This window comes from Pseudomonas sp. B7(2017), from assembly GCF_002112745.1.
Taxonomy (GTDB): domain Bacteria; phylum Pseudomonadota; class Gammaproteobacteria; order Pseudomonadales; family Pseudomonadaceae; genus Aquipseudomonas; species Aquipseudomonas ekonensis.
This window is the reverse complement of sequence record NZ_NEIP01000009.1, coordinates 233820-254165: the sequence shown is the minus strand read 5'-3', so window position 1 is coordinate 254165 and position 20346 is coordinate 233820. Positions and strand designations below refer to the sequence as shown.

The 20346-nt window shown below is 66.0% G+C and carries 14 protein-coding genes; 11 read left to right on the top strand and 3 right to left on the bottom strand.

The genetic code is table 11. From position 1 onward, the window contains the following. Positions 1–4800, bottom strand: a 4800-nt coding sequence (locus CAG29_RS18700) for a retention module-containing protein (protein WP_139831509.1), incomplete at its 3' end; no start/stop codon positions are given. Positions 4801–5160: 360 nt separating this feature from the next. Here CAG29_RS18700 and CAG29_RS18695 point away from each other — a divergent pair. The 11 genes from CAG29_RS18695 to CAG29_RS18645 all read left to right on the top strand — a co-directional run bounded on the left by CAG29_RS18695 (position 5161) and on the right by CAG29_RS18645 (position 19557). Then, positions 5161–6513 carry a TolC family outer membrane protein gene (locus CAG29_RS18695; protein WP_085694947.1) on the top strand — a complete coding sequence of 451 codons (1353 nt, stop codon included), beginning with the start codon at positions 5161–5163 and terminating at the stop codon, positions 6511–6513. A 34-nt stretch (positions 6514–6547) separates the two neighbouring features. Beyond that, entirely contained in the window at positions 6548–8704 is a 2157-nt protein-coding gene (locus CAG29_RS18690; RefSeq protein WP_085582191.1) for a type I secretion system permease/ATPase, read from the top strand. Further along, a complete protein-coding gene (locus CAG29_RS18685) occupies positions 8694–10061 on the top strand; it encodes an HlyD family type I secretion periplasmic adaptor subunit (RefSeq protein ID WP_085582189.1) in 1368 nt (455 codons plus the stop codon). The genes CAG29_RS18690 and CAG29_RS18685 overlap by 11 nt, the downstream gene beginning before the upstream one ends. Before the next feature lie 412 nt (positions 10062–10473). After that, complete coding sequence (locus tag CAG29_RS18680; RefSeq protein ID WP_085582187.1) at positions 10474–11361, top strand: TauD/TfdA family dioxygenase; 888 nt, start codon at positions 10474–10476, stop codon at positions 11359–11361. A gap of 18 nt (positions 11362–11379) precedes the next feature. Continuing rightward, a complete protein-coding gene (locus CAG29_RS18675) occupies positions 11380–12405 on the top strand; it encodes an ABC transporter substrate-binding protein (RefSeq protein ID WP_085582185.1) in 1026 nt (341 codons plus the stop codon). Between the two features lie 5 nt (positions 12406–12410). After that, entirely contained in the window at positions 12411–13271 is an 861-nt protein-coding gene (locus CAG29_RS18670; RefSeq protein WP_085582183.1) for an ABC transporter ATP-binding protein, read from the top strand. A gap of 20 nt (positions 13272–13291) precedes the next feature. Further along, a complete protein-coding gene (locus tag CAG29_RS18665) occupies positions 13292–14158 on the top strand; it encodes an ABC transporter permease (protein ID WP_085631799.1) in 867 nt (288 codons plus the stop codon). A 182-nt stretch (positions 14159–14340) separates the two neighbouring features. Then, positions 14341–15258: a LysR family transcriptional regulator gene (locus CAG29_RS18660; RefSeq protein WP_085631801.1), complete on the top strand. Its 918-nt coding sequence runs from the start codon at positions 14341–14343 to the stop codon at positions 15256–15258. A 157-nt stretch (positions 15259–15415) separates the two neighbouring features. Continuing rightward, the gene (locus CAG29_RS18655) at positions 15416–16939 is read left to right on the top strand and encodes an MFS transporter (protein WP_085631803.1); all 1524 of its coding nucleotides are present in this window, start codon (positions 15416–15418) and stop codon (positions 16937–16939) included. Between the two features lie 18 nt (positions 16940–16957). Continuing rightward, positions 16958–18028, top strand: coding sequence for an HlyD family secretion protein (locus tag CAG29_RS18650; RefSeq protein WP_085631805.1), 1071 nt, complete (start codon positions 16958–16960; stop codon positions 18026–18028). Continuing rightward, complete coding sequence (locus tag CAG29_RS18645; protein ID WP_256576449.1) at positions 18025–19557, top strand: efflux transporter outer membrane subunit; 1533 nt, start codon at positions 18025–18027, stop codon at positions 19555–19557. The genes CAG29_RS18650 and CAG29_RS18645 overlap by 4 nt, the downstream gene beginning before the upstream one ends. Before the next feature lie 91 nt (positions 19558–19648). On the opposite strand, the gene CAG29_RS18640 is transcribed toward CAG29_RS18645, so the two are convergent. Both CAG29_RS18640 and CAG29_RS18635 read right to left on the bottom strand, forming a co-directional pair. Continuing rightward, a complete protein-coding gene (locus tag CAG29_RS18640; protein WP_085582173.1) occupies positions 19649–19954 on the bottom strand; it encodes an XRE family transcriptional regulator in 306 nt (101 codons plus the stop codon). Beyond that, complete coding sequence (locus CAG29_RS18635) at positions 19947–20312, bottom strand: type II toxin-antitoxin system RelE/ParE family toxin (RefSeq protein ID WP_085694946.1); 366 nt, start codon at positions 20310–20312, stop codon at positions 19947–19949. The genes CAG29_RS18640 and CAG29_RS18635 overlap by 8 nt, the downstream gene beginning before the upstream one ends. Between the last annotated feature and the right edge of the window lie 34 nt (positions 20313–20346).

Here is a 20346-nt window from a genome sequence, read left to right as displayed (position 1 = left end):
CGGCGCGCCCACGGTGGCTGTGTAGGTGACGGTGCCGCCCTCAGCCGCCGACTCGGTCGCCGTCAGTTTCACCGTGGTGGTGTCGACGGTGTCGGTGACTTCGGTGACGGCCGGCGTGGTGCTTGGCACCAGGTTCTCGAAGTTGCCGCCCGTTGCGTCCTTGATCGTGACCTCAACCTTGCCGGCGTCCTTGTAGACGTCGTCGGCAGGGGCCGGAACGGTCACGGTGCCGGACGTCTTGCCGGCCTCGATGGTGATGGTCGCGCCGTTGGACAGGGTCACGGTCACCGGGGTGCCGGCCGGATTGGTCAGGGTCGCGGTGTAGACGATAGAACCGCCCTCGGCCACGGTGCCGGTGGCGCTTAGCGTCAGGTCAGTGGTGTCGACGGTGTCGGTCACAGTGGTGCTGACCGGGGTCTTGTCGGCGACCAGGTTCTCGTAGTTGCCGCCGGACACGCCGGTGATCGAGTTGGTCAGCGGCGCATTGCCGGCCAGGGCGTCGTTCGGCGCGGTGGTGGTGATCGTGCCGGTGGTCTTGCCGACTTCGATGGTGATGGTCTGGCCGTTGGCCAGGGTCACGGTCACCGGAGAACCGGTGACCGGCGCGCCGACGGTGGCGGTGTAGGTGACGGTGCCGCCTTCCGCTGCCGTTTCCGAAGCGGTCAGCTTCACGGTGGAGGTGTCGATGGTGTCGGTGACTTCGGTGACGGCCGGAACGGTGCTCGGCACCAAGTTCTCGAAGTTGCCGCCCGTTGCATCCTTGATCGTGACCTCAACCTTGCCGGCGTCCTTGTAGACGTCGTCGGCAGGCGCAGGGACGGTCACGGTGCCGGTGGTCTTGCCGGCCTCGATGGTGATGGTCGCGCCGTTGGACAGGGTCACGGTCACCGGCGTACCTGCCGGGTTGGTCAGGGTCGCCGTATAGACGATCGAACCGCCCTCGGCCACGGTGCCGGTGGCGCTGAGCGTCAGGTCGGTGGTGTCGGCGACATCGGTCACGGTGGTGCTGACGGGGGTCTTGTCGGCCACCAGGTTCTCGTAGTTGCCACCGGAAACACCGGTGATCGCGTTGGTCAGCGGCGCGTTGCCGGCCAACGCGTCGTTCGGCGCGGTGGTGGTGACCGTACCGGTGGTCTTGCCGACCTCGATGGTGATCGATTGGCCGTTGGCCAGGGTCACGGTCACCGGAGAGCCGGTCACCGGAGCACCCACGGTAGCGGTGTAGGTGACGGTGCCGCCCTCGGCTGCCGACTCGGTGGCGGTCAGCTTCACGGTGGTGGTATCGACAGTATCGGTGACCTCAGTGACCGCCGGAACGGTGCTCGGCACCAGGTTCTCGAAGTTGCCGCCGGTGGCGTCCTTGATGGTGACCTCGACCTTGCCGGCGTCCTTGTAGACGTCGTCGGCCGGGGCTGGGACGGTCACGGTGCCGGTGGTCTTGCCGGCTTCGATGGTGATGGTCGCACCGTTGCTCAACGTTACGGTCACCGGGGTGCCGGCGGCGTTGGTCAGGGTCGCGGTGTAGACGATCGAACCGCCCTCAGCCACGGTGCCCGTTGCGCTCAGCGTCAGGTTGGTGGTGTCCACGGTGTCGGTGACGGTGGTCGAAACCGGTGTCTTGTCGCCCACGAGGTTTTCGTAGTTGCCGCCGCTGACATCGGTGATCGAGTTGGTCAGCGGTGAGTGGCCGTTCAACGCGTCGTTCGGTGCGGTGGTGGTCACGGTGCCGGTGGTCTTGCCGACTTCGATGGTGATCGATTGGCCGTTGGCCAGGGTCACGGTGACCGGCGAACCGGTCACTGGAGCGCCCACGGTGGCGGTGTAGGTGACGGTGCCGCCTTCAGCCGCCGATTCGGTGGCGGTCAATTTGACGGTGGTGGTATCGACAGTGTCGGTGACGTTGGTCACGGCCGGAACGGTGCTCGGCACCAGGTTCTCGAAGTTGCCGCCCGTGGCGTCTTTGATGGTCACCTCGACCTTGCCGGCGTCCTTGTAGACGTCATCGGCCGGCGCCGGAACGGTCACGGTGCCGGACGTCTTGCCGGCCTCGATGGTGATGGTCGCGCCGTTGCTCAACGTCACGGTGACCGGAGTGCCGGCCGGATTGGTCAGGGTTGCGGTGTAGACGATCGAACCGCCTTCGGCCACGGTGCCGGTGGCGCTGAGCGTCAGGTCGGTGGTGTCGGCGACATCGGTCACAGTAGTGCTGACCGGCGTCTTGTCGGCGACCAGGTTCTCGTAGTTGCCACCGGAAACACCGGTGATCGAGTTGGTCAGCGGCGCATTGCCGGCCAGGGCGTCGTTCGGCGCGGTGGTGGTGACGGTGCCGGTGGTCTTGCCGACCTCGATGGTGATCGATTGGCCGTTGGCCAAAGTGACCGTCACAGGAGAGCCGGTGACCGGCGCACCGACGGTGGCGGTATAAGTGACAGTTCCGCCCTCGGCCACCGAAGTGTCCGCCGTCAGTTTCACGGTCGACGTGTCGATGGTGTCGGTGACTTCGGTCACGGCCGGAACGGTGCTCGGCACCAGGTTCTCGAAGTTGCCGCCGGACGCATCCTTGATGGTCACCTCGACCTTGCCGGCGTCCTTGTAGACGTCGTCGGCAGGCGCGGGGACGGTCACGGTGCCGGACGTCTTGCCGGCCTCAATGGTGATGGTCGCGCCGTTGGACAGGGTCACGGTCACCGGAGTGCCGGCCGGATTGGTCAGGGTTGCGGTGTAGACGATCGAACCGCCTTCGGCCACGGTGCCGGTGGCGCTGAGCGTCAGGTCGGTGGTGTCGACGGTGTCGGTGACGGTGGTCGAAACCGGCGTCTTGTCGGCCACCAGGTTCTCGTAGTTGCCGCCGGAAACGTTGGTGATCGAGTTGGTCAGCGGCGCATTGCCGGCCAACGCGTCGTTCGGCGCGGTGGTGGTGACGGTGCCGGTGGTCTTGCCGACCTCGATGGTGATCGATTGGCCGTTCGCCAGGGTCACGGTCACCGGCGAACCGGTCACGGGTGCGCCCACGGTGGCGGTGTAGGTGACGGTGCCGCCCTCAGCTGCCGACTCGGTGGCGGTCAGCTTCACGGTGGTGGTATCGACAGTATCGGTGACCTCAGTGACCGCCGGAACGGTGCTCGGCACCAGGTTCTCGAAATTGCCGCCGGACGCGTCCTTGATGGTGACCTCGACCTTGCCGGCGTCCTTGTAGACGTCGTCGGCCGGGGCTGGGACGGTCACGGTTCCGGTGGTCTTGCCGGCTTCGATCGTGATGACGGCGCCGTTCGACAGGGTCACGGTGACAGGCGTCTGGGCCGCGTTGGTCAGGGTCGCGGTGTAGGTGATCTGGCCGCCCTCGGCGACCGAGCCGGTGGCCGACAGGCTCAGGCCGGTGTTGTCGATCGAGTCGGTGACGGTGGTGGTCGCCGGCGTGGTGCTCGGCACCAGGTTCTCGAAATTGCCGCCGGTGGCGCCGGTGATGGTGGTGCTGACGGTGCCGCCGTTGTTGTAGACGTCGTTCGGCGCGGTCGGCACGTTGACGGTGCCGCTGGTCTTGCCGGCTTCGATGGTGATGGTCGCGCCGTTGGACAGGGTGACGGTCACCGGCGTCTGCGCCGGGTTGGTCAGGGTGGCGGTGTAGGTGATCTGGCCGCCTTCGGTGACGCTGCCGGTGGCGGTCAGCGTCAGGCCGGTGGTGTCCTTGGAGTCGACGATGGTGGTCACGGCCGGCGCCGGGTTCGGCACCAGGTTCTCGAAGTTGCCGCCGCTGGCGCCGGTGATGGTGGTGGTGACGGTGCTGCCGTTGTTGTAGACGTCGTTCGGCGCGGTCGGCACGTTGACGCTGCCGGTGGTCTGGCCGGCGCCGATGGTGATGGTCGAGCCGTTGGACAGCGTAACGGTCACCGGTGTCTGCGCCGGGTTGGTCAGGGTGGCGGTGTAGGTGATCTGCCCGCCTTCGGTGACGCTCGGCCCGGCCGTCAGGGTGACGGTGGTGGTGTCGATGGTGTCGGTGACCTGGGTGGTGGCCGGGGTGGTCGGCGTGGTCACGGTGATGCCGTTGCCGCCGGTGGTGCCGGTGACGGTCACGTCGATCTGTTTCGGGTCGTTGTAGACGGTGTCGTTCGGGGCCAGCGGCACGTTGACGGAGCCGGTGGTGGAGCCGGCCGGGATCACGATCACCGAACCGTTGGACAGGGTGACGGTCAGGTCGGTCAACGGTGCCTGGGTCACGGTCGCGGTGTACACCAGCACGCCGCCGGCTTCGGTGATGGTCGGCGTGGCGCTGAGGGTCAGGGTCGAGTCGCGCAGCGCGTTGGTGGTGGTGTCGGTGGTTTGCCCGCCGGTGGTGTTCTGGGGGGCCTGGCCGGCGCCGCCGATGCCGGCGGTCGGGAAGCCGATGGTCGGATCGACGCGGCCTGCGGTCGCATCGAGCATCACGAAGCTGTGGCCGCCGCCGGCCGCGCCGCCCGAGCCTGCGGCGCTCGGGCCTGCGGCGGTGGCTTCAAGGGCGGTGGTCGGGTCGGCGCCGGCGGCGATGGCCTGCTGCAGCTCTTCAACGGAAGGCGCCGCTTGCGCGGTGGCCTCGGCCAGGTCGGTGCTGGAGTCCGGAGCGTTGGCGCTCCACTGCGTGTCGCGGCCCAGGTCCAGAGTGCGGCCGTCGGCCAGCTCCAGGGACACCGCGCCGGCGACGCCGGTGTCGACCTGATCGCCGGCGAACAGCCGGTCGCCTTCAACGAGCACGCGGCGCACGCCTTCCGGCGACACCACGAATACCTGACCGACAATGCTTTTGACGATGGCAACAACACTGCTCATTGAAGACTCTCCGGGTGTCACGTTCAGTTGACTTCCATAGACCTGATGGTTCTTAGCCGATTCAGTCTGGACGTACTTTCAAATAAATGTGGTGAAACATGTTTGACGCTGATCTATGTCAATATTTTGGCTAGATTCTTTCGCTATTAACTTTATGCCAAACTATTGACCTTCTGGGAGCCATCCTAAACAATCGCCCCGGTAATGTCACATTGATATTTATGCGGCGACCCGTCCGTCAGCGTGTGACCCAGTTCCGGTTTTCAACTTTCCGACATACGGTCATCACGGTTGCCATCTTCCGACGCAGCACCCCCTTTTGCTGTGATTCAAGACAAGAAGTCCTGGGAAACACTCACCATGCGTTCGCACCTGTTCAAGGCTTTACCCTTCGCCCTCGCCGCCTCTTTCGCACAAGCGCAAACCCTGCCGCAAGCCATGCAGCAGGCGCTGGATGTCCATCCGGAGATCCAGGCAGGGGTCAATAGTCGATTGGCTGCGGATTATCAATTAAAGGCGGCAAAAGGTGGATACCTGCCCAAGGTCGATCTGCTCGGCGGTTACGGCCGCGAAGGCACCGACAGCGTCACCACCCGCGCCAACGGCGGCGGCAACCACTGGGAGACCCTGAACCGCAGCGAGTCAAGTTTGCGTCTGTCGCAGATGGTCTTCGACGGTTTTGCGACGTCCAGCGAAGTCGGGCGTCAACAAGCCACCGTCAACTCCCGTGCCTATTCCTTGCTCGGCACTTCCGAGCGTACCGCGCTGACCGTGGCCCAGGTGTACCTGGACGTACTGACCCGCCGCGAGTTCGTGCGCCTGGCCGAGGAAAACCTCAAGAGCCACCAGCGCATCTACGACCAGATCCAGCTGCGCACCCAGCGCGGCGTCGGCAGCGGCGCCGACCTCGACCAGGCCGAGGCGCGGATGGCCCAGGCGCGCAACAACCTGATCACCGAGCAGACCAACCTCGCCGACGCCGAGACCAACTACCTCAGCGCCGTCGGCCAGATGCCCGACCAGTTGGAGCGCCCGGCGCCGTTCATGGCGATGCTGCCGGCCAACCTGAACGAAGCCCGCGCGCAGATGCTGGAGAACAGCCCGATCCTGCGGTCGGCCGAGTCCGACATCGCCGCGGCCGAGAAGCAGTACGAAACCGCCAAGTCGACCTTCTACCCGCGCTTCGACGCCGAGCTGGGCCGCACCGCCGACAACGACCTCGACGGCCAGAACGGCCACAACAACGAATGGCAGGCCATGCTGCGCATGCGCTTCAACCTCTATTCGGGCGGCAGCAACAAGGCCGACCTGGAATCCAAGGCCTACCTGTCGAACCAGGCGCTGGACATCCGCAACAACGCCCTGCGCCAACTGAACGAAGAACTGGGCCTGGCCTGGAACGCCCTGAACAACGCCAACGCCCAAGTGCCGATCGCCCAGCAGTACGTCGATCACAGCACCGCCGTGCGCACCGCCTACCAGCGCCAGTTCAGCCTCGGCGAGCGGACCCTGCTGGATCTGCTCGACAGCGAGAACGAATTGTTCACCGCTTCGCGCCGTCTGGCCGAGATCAAGAACATTCAGTTATTTACTCAATACCGAATCAAGGCGACCATGGGCGAGTTGCTCAAGAGCCAGGGAGTGGTCGCACCGATGGCGTCCGTCGTGCAGAACGACGTGAAGCCCAAGGTCCAACTGCCCGGGATGAATTGAGTTGTCCCCTTTCAATCGTTAAAGAGTGTCGAGCGTGGAATCAGAAGTCAGTCGAGTTCAACTCAGCCATGATCCACGCGCGATGCACGACGACCCGCTGCTGGACGGTCTGCTCGCCCTGTGCATGCTGCACCAGAAGCCCGCCAGCGCGGCGATGCTCACCACCGGCCTGCCGCTGCCCAAGCAGCGCCTGAGCGTCGAGCTGCTGCCCCGTGCGGCGGCCCGCGCCGGCCTGCAGGGGCGGGTGCTGCAACGCAAGCTGGAAGAGATCCCGGCCATCGCCATGCCGGCGCTGCTGCTGCTCAAGGACGGCCGCAGCGCCGTCCTGCTCGGCTGGCAGGACGACGGCCAGGCCCGGGTGCTGCTCAGCGAAAGCGACGGCGGCGAATCCCTGGTGGGCCGCGACCTGCTGGCCGACGACTACACCGGCAAGGTCTTCTTCGCCCAGCCCCAGCACAAGTTCGACGTCAACCACGGCACGCTGATTCCCCGGGCGCGCTCGTGGTTCCGCGACACCCTCAAGCGCTCGCGCTGGCTGTACGCCGACGCCATCGCCGCCAGCCTGCTGATCAACATCATCGCGATGGCCGCGCCGCTGTTCGTGATGAACGTCTACGACCGCGTGGTGCCGAACCAGGCCGAGGCGACCCTGTGGGTGCTCGCGCTGGGCATCACGGGGGCCTACCTCTTCGACCTGATCCTCAAGAGCCTGCGCAGCCTGTGCCTGGATCTGGCCGGCAAGAAAACCGACCTGATCATCTCCGCCACGCTGTTCGAGCGGATCGTCGGCATGGCCATGAAGTACCGGCCGGCGCGGGTCGGCAGCTTCGCCCAGAACATCCATGAGTTCCAGAGCCTGCGCGACTTCCTCGCCTCGCTGACCCTGACCAGCGTGATCGACCTGCCGTTCACGATCCTGATCTTCATCGTGATCGCCATCCTGGGCGGGCACCTGGTGTGGATTCCGGTGCTGGCCTTCCCGATCGCCCTGGCCATCGGCTACGCCCTGCAGAAACCGCTGGTGGCGACCATGGAGCGCACCATGGCGCTGGGCGCCGAGCGCCAGTCGAGCCTGATCGAGACCCTCGCCGGCCTCGACGCGGTGAAGGTCAACAACGCCGAGAGCGAGCGCCAGTACCAGTGGGAGCAGACCATCGGCACCCTCAGCCGCCTCGAGCTGCGGGTGAAGATGCTGTCCGGCCTGGCGATGAACATCACCCTGCTGATCCAGCAGTTGGCGGGCGTGGTCATGATCGTCTTCGGCGTGTACCAGATCATCGCCGGCAACCTGAGCATGGGCGGCCTCATCGCCTGCTACATGCTCAGCGGCCGGGCGCTCAGCCCGCTGGCGTCGCTGTCGGGCCTGCTGACCCGCTACCAGCAGGCGCGGGTGACCATGACCTCGGTCGACCAGATGATGGAGCTGCCCCAGGAGCGCAATTTCGAAGAGCGCCCGCTGAGCCGCAAGGTGCTGCAGGGCGCCATCGAGTGCCGCCAGCTCAACTTCACCTACCCGGAGCAGCAGAACCCGGCGCTCAAGGGCATCAACCTGGTGGTCCGTCCCGGCGAGAAGATCGGCATCATCGGCCGCAGCGGTTCGGGCAAGAGCTCGCTGGCCAAGCTGCTGGTGGGCCTGTACCAGCCGGACGACGGCGCCCTGCTGGTGGACGGCGTGGACATCCGCCAGATCGACGTCAGCGAGCTGCGCTACAACATCGGCTATGTGCCTCAGGACATCCAACTGCTGGCCGGCACTCTGCGCGACAACCTGATTTCCGGCGCCCGCTACGTCGAGGACGAGCTGGTGCTGCAGGCGGCCGAGCTGGCCGGCGTCCATGAGTTCGCCAGATTGCACCCCAAAGGCTACGAACTGCAGGTCGGCGAGCGCGGGCAGAACCTGTCCGGCGGCCAGCGCCAGAACGTGGCCCTGGCCCGTGCGCTGCTGCTCGACCCGCCCATCCTGCTGCTCGACGAGCCCACCAGCGCCATGGACAACACCGGCGAGGAGCGCCTCAAGCAACGTCTGGCGGCGGTGATCGAAAACAAGACCGTGGTGCTGGTGACGCACCGGGCGTCGCTGCTGTCGCTGGTGGATCGCCTGCTGGTGGTCGACCGTGGCCAGATTCTCGCCGACGGCCCGAAGGCCGCGGTGATGGAAGCGTTGAAGAAGGGGCAGATCAGTGTTGCTTAAGTCGGGTGTCAAGGAATCGATCCGCCGCTACTTCAAAGGCTCCGCGTCGTTGCAGGGCCAGCCGCTGCCGGAGGTCAACAAAGCGCTCATCGAGGACGCGCCGAGGGTGGTGCGCCTGACGATCTGGGCGATCATCGGCTTCTTCCTGTTCCTGCTGCTGTGGGCCAACTTCGCGGTCATCGACGAAGTGACCAAGGGCGACGGTAAGGCGATTCCGTCGTCGAAGATCCAGAAGATCCAGAACCTCGAGGGCGGGATCGTCTCCGAGCTGTTCGTCAAGGAAGGCCAGATCGTCGAGGCCGGCGCGCCGCTGATCCGCCTGGACGACACGCGGTTCGCCTCCAACGTCGGCGAGACCGAGGCCGACCGGCTGTCGATGCTGCTGCGGGTCGAGCGCCTGAGCGCGGAGGTCGAGGACCGTCCGCTGAACTTCCCCGAGGACGTGCTCAAGGCCGTGCCGGGCCAGGCGAAAAGCGAAGAGTCGCTGTACCTGAGCCGCCGTCAGCAGTTGCATGACGAGATCGGCGGGTTGCAGGAACAGCTGATCCAGCGCCAGCAAGAGCTGCGCGAGTTCACCTCCAAGCAGGCGCAGTACCGTCAGCAGCTGGGCCTGCAACGCCAGGAAATCAACATGTCCGAGCCGCTGGTGGCCCAGGGCGCGGTGTCGCCGGTCGAAGTGCTGCGGCTCAAGCGCGCCGAAGTGGAGACCCGCGGCCAGCTCGACGCCACCACGCTGGCGATTCCGCGGGCCGAATCGGCGATCAAGGAAGTTCAGCGCAAGATCGACGAGACCCGCGGCAAGTTCCGCAGCGAGGCGCTGACCCAGCTCAACGAGGCGCGCACCGACCTGAACAAGGCCCAGGCTACCGGCAAGGCGCTGGAGGACCGGGTCAGCCGCACGCTGGTCACTTCGCCGGTGCGGGGCATCGTCAACAAGATGCTGGTCAACACCATCGGCGGCGTGATCCAGCCGGGCAGCGACCTGGTGGAGATCGTGCCGCTGGACGACACCCTGCTGGTGGAAGCCAAGATCCGTCCGCAGGACATCGCCTTCCTGCATCCGGGGCAGGATGCGACCGTGAAGTTCACCGCCTACGACTACACCATCTACGGCGGCCTGAAGGCCAAGCTGGAGCAGATCGGCGCGGACACCATCACCGACGAAGACAAGAAAACCACCTACTACGTGATCAAGCTGCGCACCGAGCGCAGCCACCTCGGCACCGACGAGAAGCCGCTGCTGATCATTCCGGGGATGGTGGCGTCGGTGGACATCATCACCGGCAAGAAGACCGTGCTGAGCTACCTGCTCAAGCCGATCATCCGCGCGCGGGCCGAGGCCTTGCACGAGCGGTAGGCCATTGCCACAGGGGCAGCGCCCGACGCCGATCCCCTGTGGAAGCGAGCCTGCCCGCGAAGGCGTCCGTCCGGCCGACGCAGCGCTGCGCCACAATCCTTATCGCCAGCAGGCTGGCTCCCACATTGGCGTGGTGTCCGGCCACATCCCTTGTAGGAGCGAGCCTGCTCGCGAAAGCGTCTGTCCAGGCACCGCATTCGGTGGGTCTGTGACAAGAACCGCCGCTGTCCCCAATCGCCATATCGTTATTCATTAACGGTATTTAAATTTCAATTTTTATACCTATAAAGTCAAACCCCTGCGTACCTGCCGACCAATCGGCGCGCCGCACGACACGAACGAACACGCAATCCAGCGTGAGTTTCTTGATCGACGCGCGCGCCCTTGAGCGTGCCGTATGTGGGAGTGATCCATGTCCGCCGCCACCGCCTCACCCGGCATCGCGCCGCAACCCTTTGAAGTCCGCCCGTTCGCAGGCGCCGTCGGCGCCGAAATCATCGGCCTGGACCTGGCCCGTCCGGTCAGCGATCAAGACTTCGCCCGCATTCACCGCGCCCACCTCGATCACCACGTGGTGGTGTTCCGCGACCAGCGCATCACCCCGCAGCAACAGATCGACTTCAGCCGCCGTTTCGGCGTGCTGCAGATCCATGTGCTCAAGCAGTTCCTGTTGGCCGGCCACCCGGAAATCCTCATCGTCTCCAACATCGTCGAGAACGGCCAGAACGTCGGCCTGGGCGATGCCGGCAAGTTCTGGCACTCCGACCTCTCCTACAAGGAACTGCCGAGCCTGGGTTCGATGCTGCACGCCCAGGAACTGCCGTCCGAAGGCGGCGACACCTTGTTCGCCGACATGCACAAAGCCTGGGACAGCCTGCCGCAAGCGCTGCGCAACGCGGTTGAGGGCCGTTCGGCGGCGCATTCCTACACCGCCCGCTACAGCGAGACCAAATTCGAAGGCAACTGGCGCCCGACCCTGACCCCGGAGCAACTGGCCCAGGTCGCGGAAGTGGTGCACCCGGTGGTGCGCACTCACCCGGAAAACGGCCGCAAGGCGTTGTTCGTCAGCGAAGGCTTCACCACCCGCATCGTCGGCCTGCCGGAGGATGAGAGCCGACAGCTGCTGGCCGAGCTCTACGCCCACAGCGTCCTGGCGCAGAACATCTACCGCCACCGCTGGCAGCCCCACGACCTGGTGTTCTGGGACAACCGCTCGCTGATCCACCTGGCCGCCGGCTGCCCCGCGCACCTGCGCCGCAAGCTCTACCGCACCACCATCCAGGGCGACGCGCCTTTCTGAATTGCCGGAGAACCGATTATGTCCAAACGTCTTCCATTCGCGCCGCTGGCCGCCGCCATCGGCTTGGGTTTCAGCCTGATCGCCGGCAGCCTGGCGGCGCCGTCCGTGGCCCATGCCGAAGGTGAGATCCGCATCGCCGAACAGTTCGGCATCGTCTACCTGTTGCTCAACGTCGTGCGCGATCAGGGCTTGATCGAGAAGTACGGCAAGCAGGAGGGGATCGACATCAAGGTCGACTGGACACAGCTGTCCGGCGGCGCGGCGGTCAACGACGCGTTGCTGTCCGGCTCCATCGACATAGCCGGCGCCGGCGTCGGCCCGCTGCTGACCATCTGGGACCGCACCCACGGCAAGCAGAACGTCAAGGCCGTGGCTTCGTTGGGCAACTTCCCGTATTACCTCGTGAGCAACAATCCCCAGGTCAAGACCATCGCCGACTTCACCGAAAAGGACCGCATCGCGGTGCCGGCGGTCGGGGTCTCGGTGCAGTCGCGGTTCTTGCAGTACGCAGCGGCCAAGCAGTGGGGCGACAAGGAATTCAACCGCCTCGACAAGTACACCATCGCCGTTCCGCACCCGGACGCCACCGCTGCGCTGATCGCCGGCGGCACCGAGCTGACCGGGCATTTCTCCAATCCGCCGTTCCAGGATCAGGCCCTGGAGAACCCCAATGTCCACGTTGTGCTCAATTCCTATGACGTGCTCGGCCCGAACTCGCCGACCGTGCTGTTCGCCACCGAGAAATTCCGCAACGACAACCCGAAGACCTACAAGGCCTTCGTCGAAGCCCTGACCGAAGCGGCGCAGTTCGCCCAGAACGACAAGGGCGCGGCGGCGGATACTTACCTGCGCGTGACCAAGGCCAAGATCGACCGCGCCGCGCTGCTGAAGATCATCGACAACCCGCAGTTCGAGTTCAGCGTCACGCCGAAGAATACCTACCCGTTGGCCGAATTCCTTTACCGCGTCGGCGCGATCAAGAACAAGCCGGACTCGTGGAAGGATTACTTCTTCCAGGACGCCAAGCCACTGCAGGGGAGCTGACCGCCATGAACGCCCCTTTGCAAGGCCACACGGCCAGCAACCGCGCCGCCGGCACCGAAGCGCTGCTGGCGGTCGATCAGGTCAGCCTCGAATACCGCACGCCGCAACGGGTGGTGCGGGCCACCCACCAGGTCAGTTTCGAGGTCGATCCGGCGGATCGCTTTGTCCTGCTCGGCCCCTCCGGCTGCGGCAAGTCCACGCTGCTCAAGGCGGTGGCCGGGTTCATTGCGCCGCGCGAAGGCGAGATCCGCCTGCAAGGCCGGCGCGTGGAGGCGCCGGGGCCGGACCGGATCGTGGTGTTCCAGGAATTCGATCAGCTGCCGCCGTGGAAAACCGTGAAACAGAACGTGATGTTCCCGCTGCTGGCCTCACGCACGCTGAAGAAAAGGGAAGCGCAAGAGCGCGCCCTGCATTACCTGGAGAAGGTCGGCCTGGCGGCGTTCGCCGATGCCTATCCGCACACCCTGTCCGGCGGCATGAAGGCGCGGGTGGCGATTGCCCGGGCGCTGGCGATGCAGCCGAAGATCCTGCTGATGGACGAGCCCTTCGCCGCGCTGGATGCGCTGACCCGGCGCAAGATGCAGGAAGAGCTGTTGCGGCTCTGGGAAGAGGTGCGCTTCACGCTGCTGTTCGTCACCCACTCCATCGAGGAGGCGCTGGTGGTCGGCAACCGCATCCTGCTGCTGTCGCCGCATCCGGGCAGGGTGCGGGCCGAGGTGCACAGCCATCAGTACGATCTGCACAGTCTGGGCGGCATCGCGTTCCAGGAGTCGGCGCGGCGCATCCACCGTCTGCTGTTCGACGAAGGCCAGTCGCCGGAGACCGCGCAGGTCTTGGACTTCACCGACATCCGCATCGCCTATTGAGCGGCCAGGAGCATTGCCCGATGAACCCTTCATCTTCTTCGCGTCATGAGTTCGAAACGGTGCTGGAGCCGCTGACCCGTGTGCCGGTCGAGCGCGAACTGGCGCTCGGCCAGCGGTTGTGGCAGCAGGGTTGGCTGCGCAAGAGCATCATCCTGCTGGTGCTGGCGGTGCTTTGGGAGGCAGTCGCCCGGGTGCAGAACAACGATCTGCTGCTGCCGAGTTTCCTGCAGACCGCCCACGCCCTGTACGACGGCCTGCTCAGCGGCGAGCTGCCGGGCAAGGTGTGGATCTCCCTGCTGGTGTTGCTCAAGGGTTACCTGATCGGCATCGTGCTGGCGTTCGCCCTGACCACCCTGGCGGTCTCGACCCAACTGGGGCGCGACCTGTTGAGCACGCTGACCTCGATGTTCAACCCGCTGCCGGCCATCGCTCTGCTGCCGCTGGCGTTGCTGTGGTTCGGCCTGGGCCAGAACAGCCTGATCTTCGTGCTGGTGCATTCGGTGCTGTGGGCGCTGGCGCTGAACACCTATGCCGGTTTCCTTGGCGTGTCGGAAACCCTGCGCATGGCCGGGCGCAACTACGGTCTGAAGGGCATGCGTTTTGTGCTGTCCATCCTGATTCCGGCGGCGCTGCCGTCGATCCTCGCCGGCCTGAAGATCGGCTGGGCGTTCGCCTGGCGCACCTTGATCGCCGCTGAGCTGGTGTTCGGCGCCACCAGCGGCAAGGGCGGCCTGGGCTGGTACATCTTCCAGAACCGCAACGAGCTGTACACCGACAAGGTGTTCGCCGGGCTTGCGGTGGTGATCCTGATCGGGTTGCTGGTGGAGAACCTGGTGTTCGATACGCTGGAGCGGGTGACCGTGAAGAAGTGGGGAATGCAACGCTAGGTGCCGGGTGCCCGGACTGGCCTCATCGCCAGCAGGCTGGCTTCCACAGGGTTCTGCTCCGATGCAAATCCATTGTGGGAGCCAGCCTGCCGGCGATGGCGTCTGTGCAACCGCCGCCGATCCTGAAGCATGTCTGCTAGCATTGCGTGGAAATCAATCCTGATCGGCCATGAGTGCTTGCGATGCAACTCCCGGACATGAACCTGCTGGTCGCCCTCGACGCCCTGCTCAACGAAGGCAGCGTGGTCGGCGCGGCGCGGCGGATGAACCTCAGCCCGGCGGCCATGAGCCGCACCCTCACGCGGATCCGCGAGGCCATCGGCGACCCGGTGCTGGTGCGTGCCGGCCGGGGCCTGGTGCCCACGCCCAAGGCGCTGGAGCTGCGCGAACAGGTGCGCGATGTGGTCGAGCGGGCCGCGCTGCTGTTCCGCTCGGCGGACACCGTGGAGCTGGGCACCTTGCGCCGGCGCTTCAGCATCCGCGCCAACGATTTTTTTGTCGGCGTCTATGGCGGCAAGCTGTTCGATACCCTCGACCGTCAGGCGCCGCACTGCGAGTTGCGCTTCGTCCCCGAGGGCGACGGCGACGATGAGGCGCTGCGCGAAGGGCGGATCGACCTGAGCGTGAGCAACACCCGCCCGGTGATGCCGGAGGTGAAGGTGCAGAACCTGTTCTCCACCCACTTCGTCGGCCTGGTGCGCGAAGACCATCCGTTGTTCGACGCTGAAATCACCGCCGAGCGCTACGCCGCGTTCTCCCACATCAGCATGTCCCGCCGGGGCATCGCCCGCGGCCCCATCGACACGGCGCTCAACGCCTTGGGGCTGGAGCGGCGGGTGGCGGTGATCGCCCCGAGCTTTCACGCCGCGATGTTCGCCTTGCCGGACTCCGACCTGATCCTGCCGGTGCCCCGGGAAGCCTTGCTGAGCGTGCGGCGGCTGGGGCTGAAGCTGCGTCCCTTTGACTTGCCGATCCCGTTGCCGACCCTGATGCTGACCCAGGCCTGGCACCCGCGCTTCGACAAGGATCCGGCCCACCGCTGGCTGCGCGAGACCCTCAAGGCGTGCTGCGACGAGACCTGGCGTGCCGCGCGGCCCTGAGAGCACCTGATCCGTAGGGGCGCCATCGCCAGCAGGCTGGCGCCCACAACGCAAACGGTTGCGTCAGATGCACTTATAAGCTGCCGATAAGTCAATTTTCGTCAACATTAAGCCTCACTACCATGCTCCGGTATTCAATCAACCGGAGTGTGCGTTCATGACATCCCTGACGGTGCCGGCCCCTGGGGCCGCGACCGCTGCGGCGCCGGTGTTCGGAGCGCGGATCATCATCGGCCTGGTCGGTGTGCTGCTGGCGGTGCTGGTGTCGGGCCTCAACGAAATGGTGACCAAGGTCGCCCTGGCCGACATCCGCGGCGCCCTGGGCATCGGCTACGACGAAGGCACCTGGCTCGTCGCCAGCTACACCGCGACCTCGGTGGCGGCGATGGCGTTCGCGCCGTGGTGCTCGGTGACGTTTTCGCTGCGGCGTTTCACCCTGTGCGCCATCGCTGTGTTCACCCTGCTCGGCGTGCTCTGCCCGTTCGCCCCCAACTACGAAAGCCTGCTGCTGATGCGCACCCTGCAAGGGCTGGCCGGCGGCGCGTTGCCGCCGATGCTCATGACCGTGGCGCTGCGTTTCTTGCCGCCCGGCGTCAAGCTCTACGGCCTGGCCGGCTACGCGTTGACCGCCACGTTCGGCCCGGGCCTGGGCACGCCGCTGGCCGGGCTGTGGACCGAGCACGTCGGCTGGCAGTGGACGTTCTGGCAGATCATCGTGCCGTGCCTGATCGCCATGGCCGCCGTGGCCTACGGCTTGCCGCAGGATCCGCTGCGCCTGGAGCGCCTGAAGGCGTTCAACTGGAGGGGCCTGCTGCTGGGGTTTCCGGCGATCTGCATGCTGGTGATCGGGCTGCTGCAAGGCAATCGCCTGGACTGGTTCGAGTCGGATCTGATCTGCGGCCTGCTCGGCGCCGGTGCGCTGCTGCTGGTGGCGTTCCTGGTCAACGAGTGGTCGCAGCCGATCCCGTTCTTCAAATTGCAGATGCTGGGCATCCGCAACCTGTCGTTCGCCCTGCTGACCTTGGCCGGGGTGCTGGTGATCCTGCTGGCGGTGATCCTGATCCCTTCCAGCTACCTGGCCCAGGTGCAGGGTTACCGCCCGGTGCAGACCGCGCCGATCATGCTGCTGGCGGCGTTGCCGCAACTGATCGCGCTGCCGCTGGTGGCGGCGCTGTGCAACCTGCGCTGGGTCGATTGCCGCTGGGTGCTGGGGCTTGGCCTGAGCATGCTGGCGCTGTCGTGCCTGGGCGGCTCGCAGCTGACGTCGGCGTGGATCCGTGACGATTTCTACGTCCTGCAATGGCTGCAGATCTTCGGGCAGCCGATGGCGGTGCTGCCGCTGCTGATGCTCTCCACCGGCAGCATCACGCCGCTGGACGGACCGTTCGCCTCGGCCTGGTTCAACACCGTGAAAGGCCTGGCGGCGGTGATCGCCACCGGGGTGATCGAGGCGCTGACCACCGCGCGGCTGCATTTCCACTCGACGATGCTGGTGGACCGCCTCGGCAACTCGCCCCTGGCCGAACCCGACGGCGCCGGCCTCGCCCACCGCCTGCACGAGCAGGCGGTGGTGCTGACCTCCTCGGATCTTTACCTGTGCATGGCCGGCGTCGCGGTGGCGCTGATCCTGCTGATTTTCTGGCTGCCGACGCGGATCTTTCCGCCCCGTGCGCCGACCTGACTGGAACTGAAGGTTTTTATGACGACTCAAGCAAAGCAAAAACTCGCGGTCGCCGTGGCGGCCGCATTGGCCGTCGGCGTGCTGCTGCACCTGGCGGTGCCGGGCCTGTTCGGCAAACGCACCCAGCAGAACACCAACGACGCCTTCGTGTCCGCCGACTACACCCTGGTGGTGCCGCGGGTGGCGGGGTTCATCAAGCAAGTGCTGGTGGAGGACAACCAGCAGGTCAAGGCCGGGCAATTGCTGGCGCTGATCGACGACCGCGACCTGCGCGCCGCCGCCGAAGCCGCCGATGCGCAGACCCAGGTCGCCCGTGCGCAACTGCAGAACGCCAAGGCCACCCTGGAGCGCCAGGCGTCGGTCATCGCCCAGGCCCAGGCCTCGGTGGTGGCGGCCAAGGCGGAAATGGCCTTCGCCCAACAAGAATTGAACCGCTACAGCCACCTGGCCGGCGTCGGGGCCGGCACCGTGCAGAACGCGCAGCAGGCGCGCACCCGCATCGATCAGGCCACGGCGCGGCTGGACACCGCCACGGCGGTGCTGGCGGCGGAACGCAAGCAGGTGGAGATCCTCACCGCCCAGCGCGATGCCGCCGACGGTGGCCTGAAACGCGCGCAGGCCGCGCTGGAGATCGCCAGCTTCGACCTCTCGTACACCCGCATCACCGCGCCGCAGGACGGCATGATCGGCGAGCGCGCCGTACGGGTCGGCGCCTACGTGACGCCGGGCAGCAAGCTGCTGGCGGTGGTGCCGCTGCAGCAGGCCTACGTGGTGGCCAACTTCCAGGAAACCCAGTTGACCGACGTGCAACCGGGGCAGGACGTGCAGGTGCGGGTCGACAGCCTGGGCGGCGAAGCCCTGAACGGGCGCGTGGAAAGCATCGCCCCGGCCACCGGCGTGACGTTCGCGGCGGTGAAGCCGGACAACGCCACCGGCAACTTCACCAAGGTGGTGCAGCGGATTCCGGTGAAGATCCTGCTGGAGCCGGGTCAGCCGTTGGCCGAGCGGCTGCGGGTGGGCATGTCGGTCGAGGCGAGCATCGACACCGACAGTTCGGTGACGGCGGTGCGTGAGGTGACCCAGCGATGATCACTGTCGACCCGGCCGGCGCCTGCGCGAACGGCCTCGCACACATCGCCCTGCGGGAGCGGGCCTCCTCGCGGATTGGCCAGTGGCCGCTACGCCTTTCGAGCGTTCTGCTCGTCGTCAGTCTCAGCGCCTGCACCGTCGGCCCGGACTTTCGCAAACCGGAGGGCGTGCAGATCGGCGAATGGGCCCAGCCCGCCCGGACCGCCCCGAGCCAAGCGGTGGCCGAGCCCCTGAGCGAACGCTGGTGGGAGGTCTTCCACGACCCGCAACTCTCGGCCCTCACCCAGCGTGCGATGAACAGCAACCTCGACCTGCAGCGCGCCGCCAGCCGTCTGCAACAGAGCCGCGCGGTCCGTCAGGCGATCACCGCCGACCGCTATCCGACCACCGCCGTCACCGGCAGCTATGGGCGCAAGCGCAACAGCGGCGAGGGCCTCAACGACCCGTCGGGGCGCAATGGCGACTCGGCCTTCAACCTGTGGGACGCCGGGTTCTCCGCCTCGTGGGAGCTCGACTTCTGGGGCCGCGTGCGCCGGGAGACCGAAGCCGCCGACGCCAATCTGGAGGTGGCGGAAAACGACCGCCGCGGCGTACTGCTGGCAGTGCTGGCCGACACCGCGCAGAACTACATCCAGCTGCGCGGCGTGCAGAACACCCGCGCCGTCACCGAACAGAACCTGGAGGTCGCCCGGCACAGCCTGAAACTGTCGCAGCTGCGCCTGAACGATGGGGTGGCCACCGACCTGGACGTCGCCGAAGCCGCTGCGCAGGTGGCCGCCATCGAGTCGCGGCTGCCGGCGCTGGAGCAGCGTCAGGCGCAGCTGATCAACGCCATCAGTCTGCTGATGGGTGAACCTCCCCAGGCCCTGTCCAAAGCGTTGTCCGCCGATGCGCCGGTGCCGCAGTCGCCGCCCCAGGTCGCCATCGGCCTGCCGTCGCAACTGGCCGAACGCCGCCCGGACATTCGTCAGGCCGAAGCCCGGCTGCATGCGGCCACCGCCAACATCGGCGTGGCCGAAGGGGATTTCTATCCGCGCATCACGCTGTCCGGCAACCTGGGCTCCCAGGTCATGCAACTGAGCGACTTCGGCTCCTGGGGCTCACGGGCCTTCGCCATCGGTCCGCAACTGAGCCTGCCGTTGTTCGACGGCGGCCGCCTGCGCGGCGTGCTGCAGCTGCGCGAAGCCCAACAGCAGGAGGCGGCGATCGCCTATCAGCAGACCGTGCTGCGCGCCTGGCATGAGATCGACGACCAACTGACGGCCTACAACGCCAGCCAGCGCCGCCGCGACAGCCTGGCCGAAGCCGTGCGCCAGAACCGCATCGCCCTGCGCACCGCGCAACAGCAGTACGTCGAAGGCGTGGTCGATTTCGTCAACGTCCTCACCGTGCAGAGCGCGTTGCTGACGACGCAGGAGCAATGGGTGGAAAGCTCCGCCGGCGTGTCGCTGGCGATGGTCGGGCTGTACCGGGCGTTGGGCGGGGGGTGGGAGTCGGTGTATCCGGAGGGGGAGGCGGTGCAGCGCTGAGGCTCATGTGATCGGGCAGGAATTGCCTCACCCGAACGGGCAGCGGATGCGGAACCCGAAAGCCTCGCAGGTTCAATTGAGCCTGGAGGCCTCAACCTGCGAAGTTTTCGATTTTGATCTGCCCGTCGGGAAATGTGGCGATGATTTCGAGCTCGCCGCCCATTGCGCGGATGTAGTTGCGCAAGGTGCTGATGTACATGTCGGTCCGGCGTTCCATTTTCGAGATCGCCGCCTGATTGACGTGCAGTGTTTCGGCGAGCGTCGCCTGGCTCAAGGCTTTGGCCTGCCGCAACTCGTTGAGAGGCATTTCCTTGATGTGTTGTTCGTAGATCGATTCGGCGCGTGCCCGGGCTTCGGGTGTCATGCGCGCTTCGAGTTCGGCAAATTTCTTAGCCATCGTGATAACCCTCTTTGCGCAATGTATCGAGATGCTCGTCGTACAGTCGATCGGCGAGCGGGACATTGACCTCATGCCAGCGATCCTGACCGGTTTTGTCTCCGCCGATCAACAGCAATGCGCAGCGCCTCGGATCAAATGCATACAGGATGCGGTAGGGCCGTCCGCCATGTTGGATCCGCAATTCGCGCAGATGGCCATGTCGTGATCCATTAATGGCGCTGCTGTGCGGGAAGCGCAGGCCCGGCCCGAACTGGCCCAGCAGTTTGACGCTTGCGGCCACAGAGCTCTGCTCGCTTTCCGTGAGGTCGTCCCACCAGTTGCCGAACTCGTCGGTGTATTCGATTTCCCAATTCATGGGAAGCAAATATAAGCGCCACGGAATATTCCAT

Excerpts from the sequence above, each read along its gene's own strand:
- CAG29_RS18640 (WP_085582173.1), bottom strand. The coding sequence starts at position 19,954 with ATGGCTAAGAAATTTGCCGAACTCGAAGCGCGCATGACACCCGAAGCC.
- CAG29_RS18655 (WP_085631803.1), top strand. The coding sequence starts at position 15,416 with ATGACATCCCTGACGGTGCCGGCCCCTGGGGCCGCGACCGCTGCGGCG.
- CAG29_RS18665 (WP_085631799.1), top strand. The coding sequence starts at position 13,292 with ATGAACCCTTCATCTTCTTCGCGTCATGAGTTCGAAACGGTGCTGGAG.
- CAG29_RS18680 (WP_085582187.1), top strand. The coding sequence starts at position 10,474 with ATGTCCGCCGCCACCGCCTCACCCGGCATCGCGCCGCAACCCTTTGAA.
- CAG29_RS18660 (WP_085631801.1), top strand. The coding sequence starts at position 14,341 with ATGCAACTCCCGGACATGAACCTGCTGGTCGCCCTCGACGCCCTGCTC.
- CAG29_RS18670 (WP_085582183.1), top strand. The coding sequence starts at position 12,411 with ATGAACGCCCCTTTGCAAGGCCACACGGCCAGCAACCGCGCCGCCGGC.
- CAG29_RS18645 (WP_256576449.1), top strand. The coding sequence starts at position 18,025 with ATGATCACTGTCGACCCGGCCGGCGCCTGCGCGAACGGCCTCGCACAC.
- CAG29_RS18635 (WP_085694946.1), bottom strand. The coding sequence starts at position 20,312 with ATGAATTGGGAAATCGAATACACCGACGAGTTCGGCAACTGGTGGGAC.
- CAG29_RS18695 (WP_085694947.1), top strand. The coding sequence starts at position 5,161 with ATGCGTTCGCACCTGTTCAAGGCTTTACCCTTCGCCCTCGCCGCCTCT.
- CAG29_RS18675 (WP_085582185.1), top strand. The coding sequence starts at position 11,380 with ATGTCCAAACGTCTTCCATTCGCGCCGCTGGCCGCCGCCATCGGCTTG.
- CAG29_RS18650 (WP_085631805.1), top strand. The coding sequence starts at position 16,958 with ATGACGACTCAAGCAAAGCAAAAACTCGCGGTCGCCGTGGCGGCCGCA.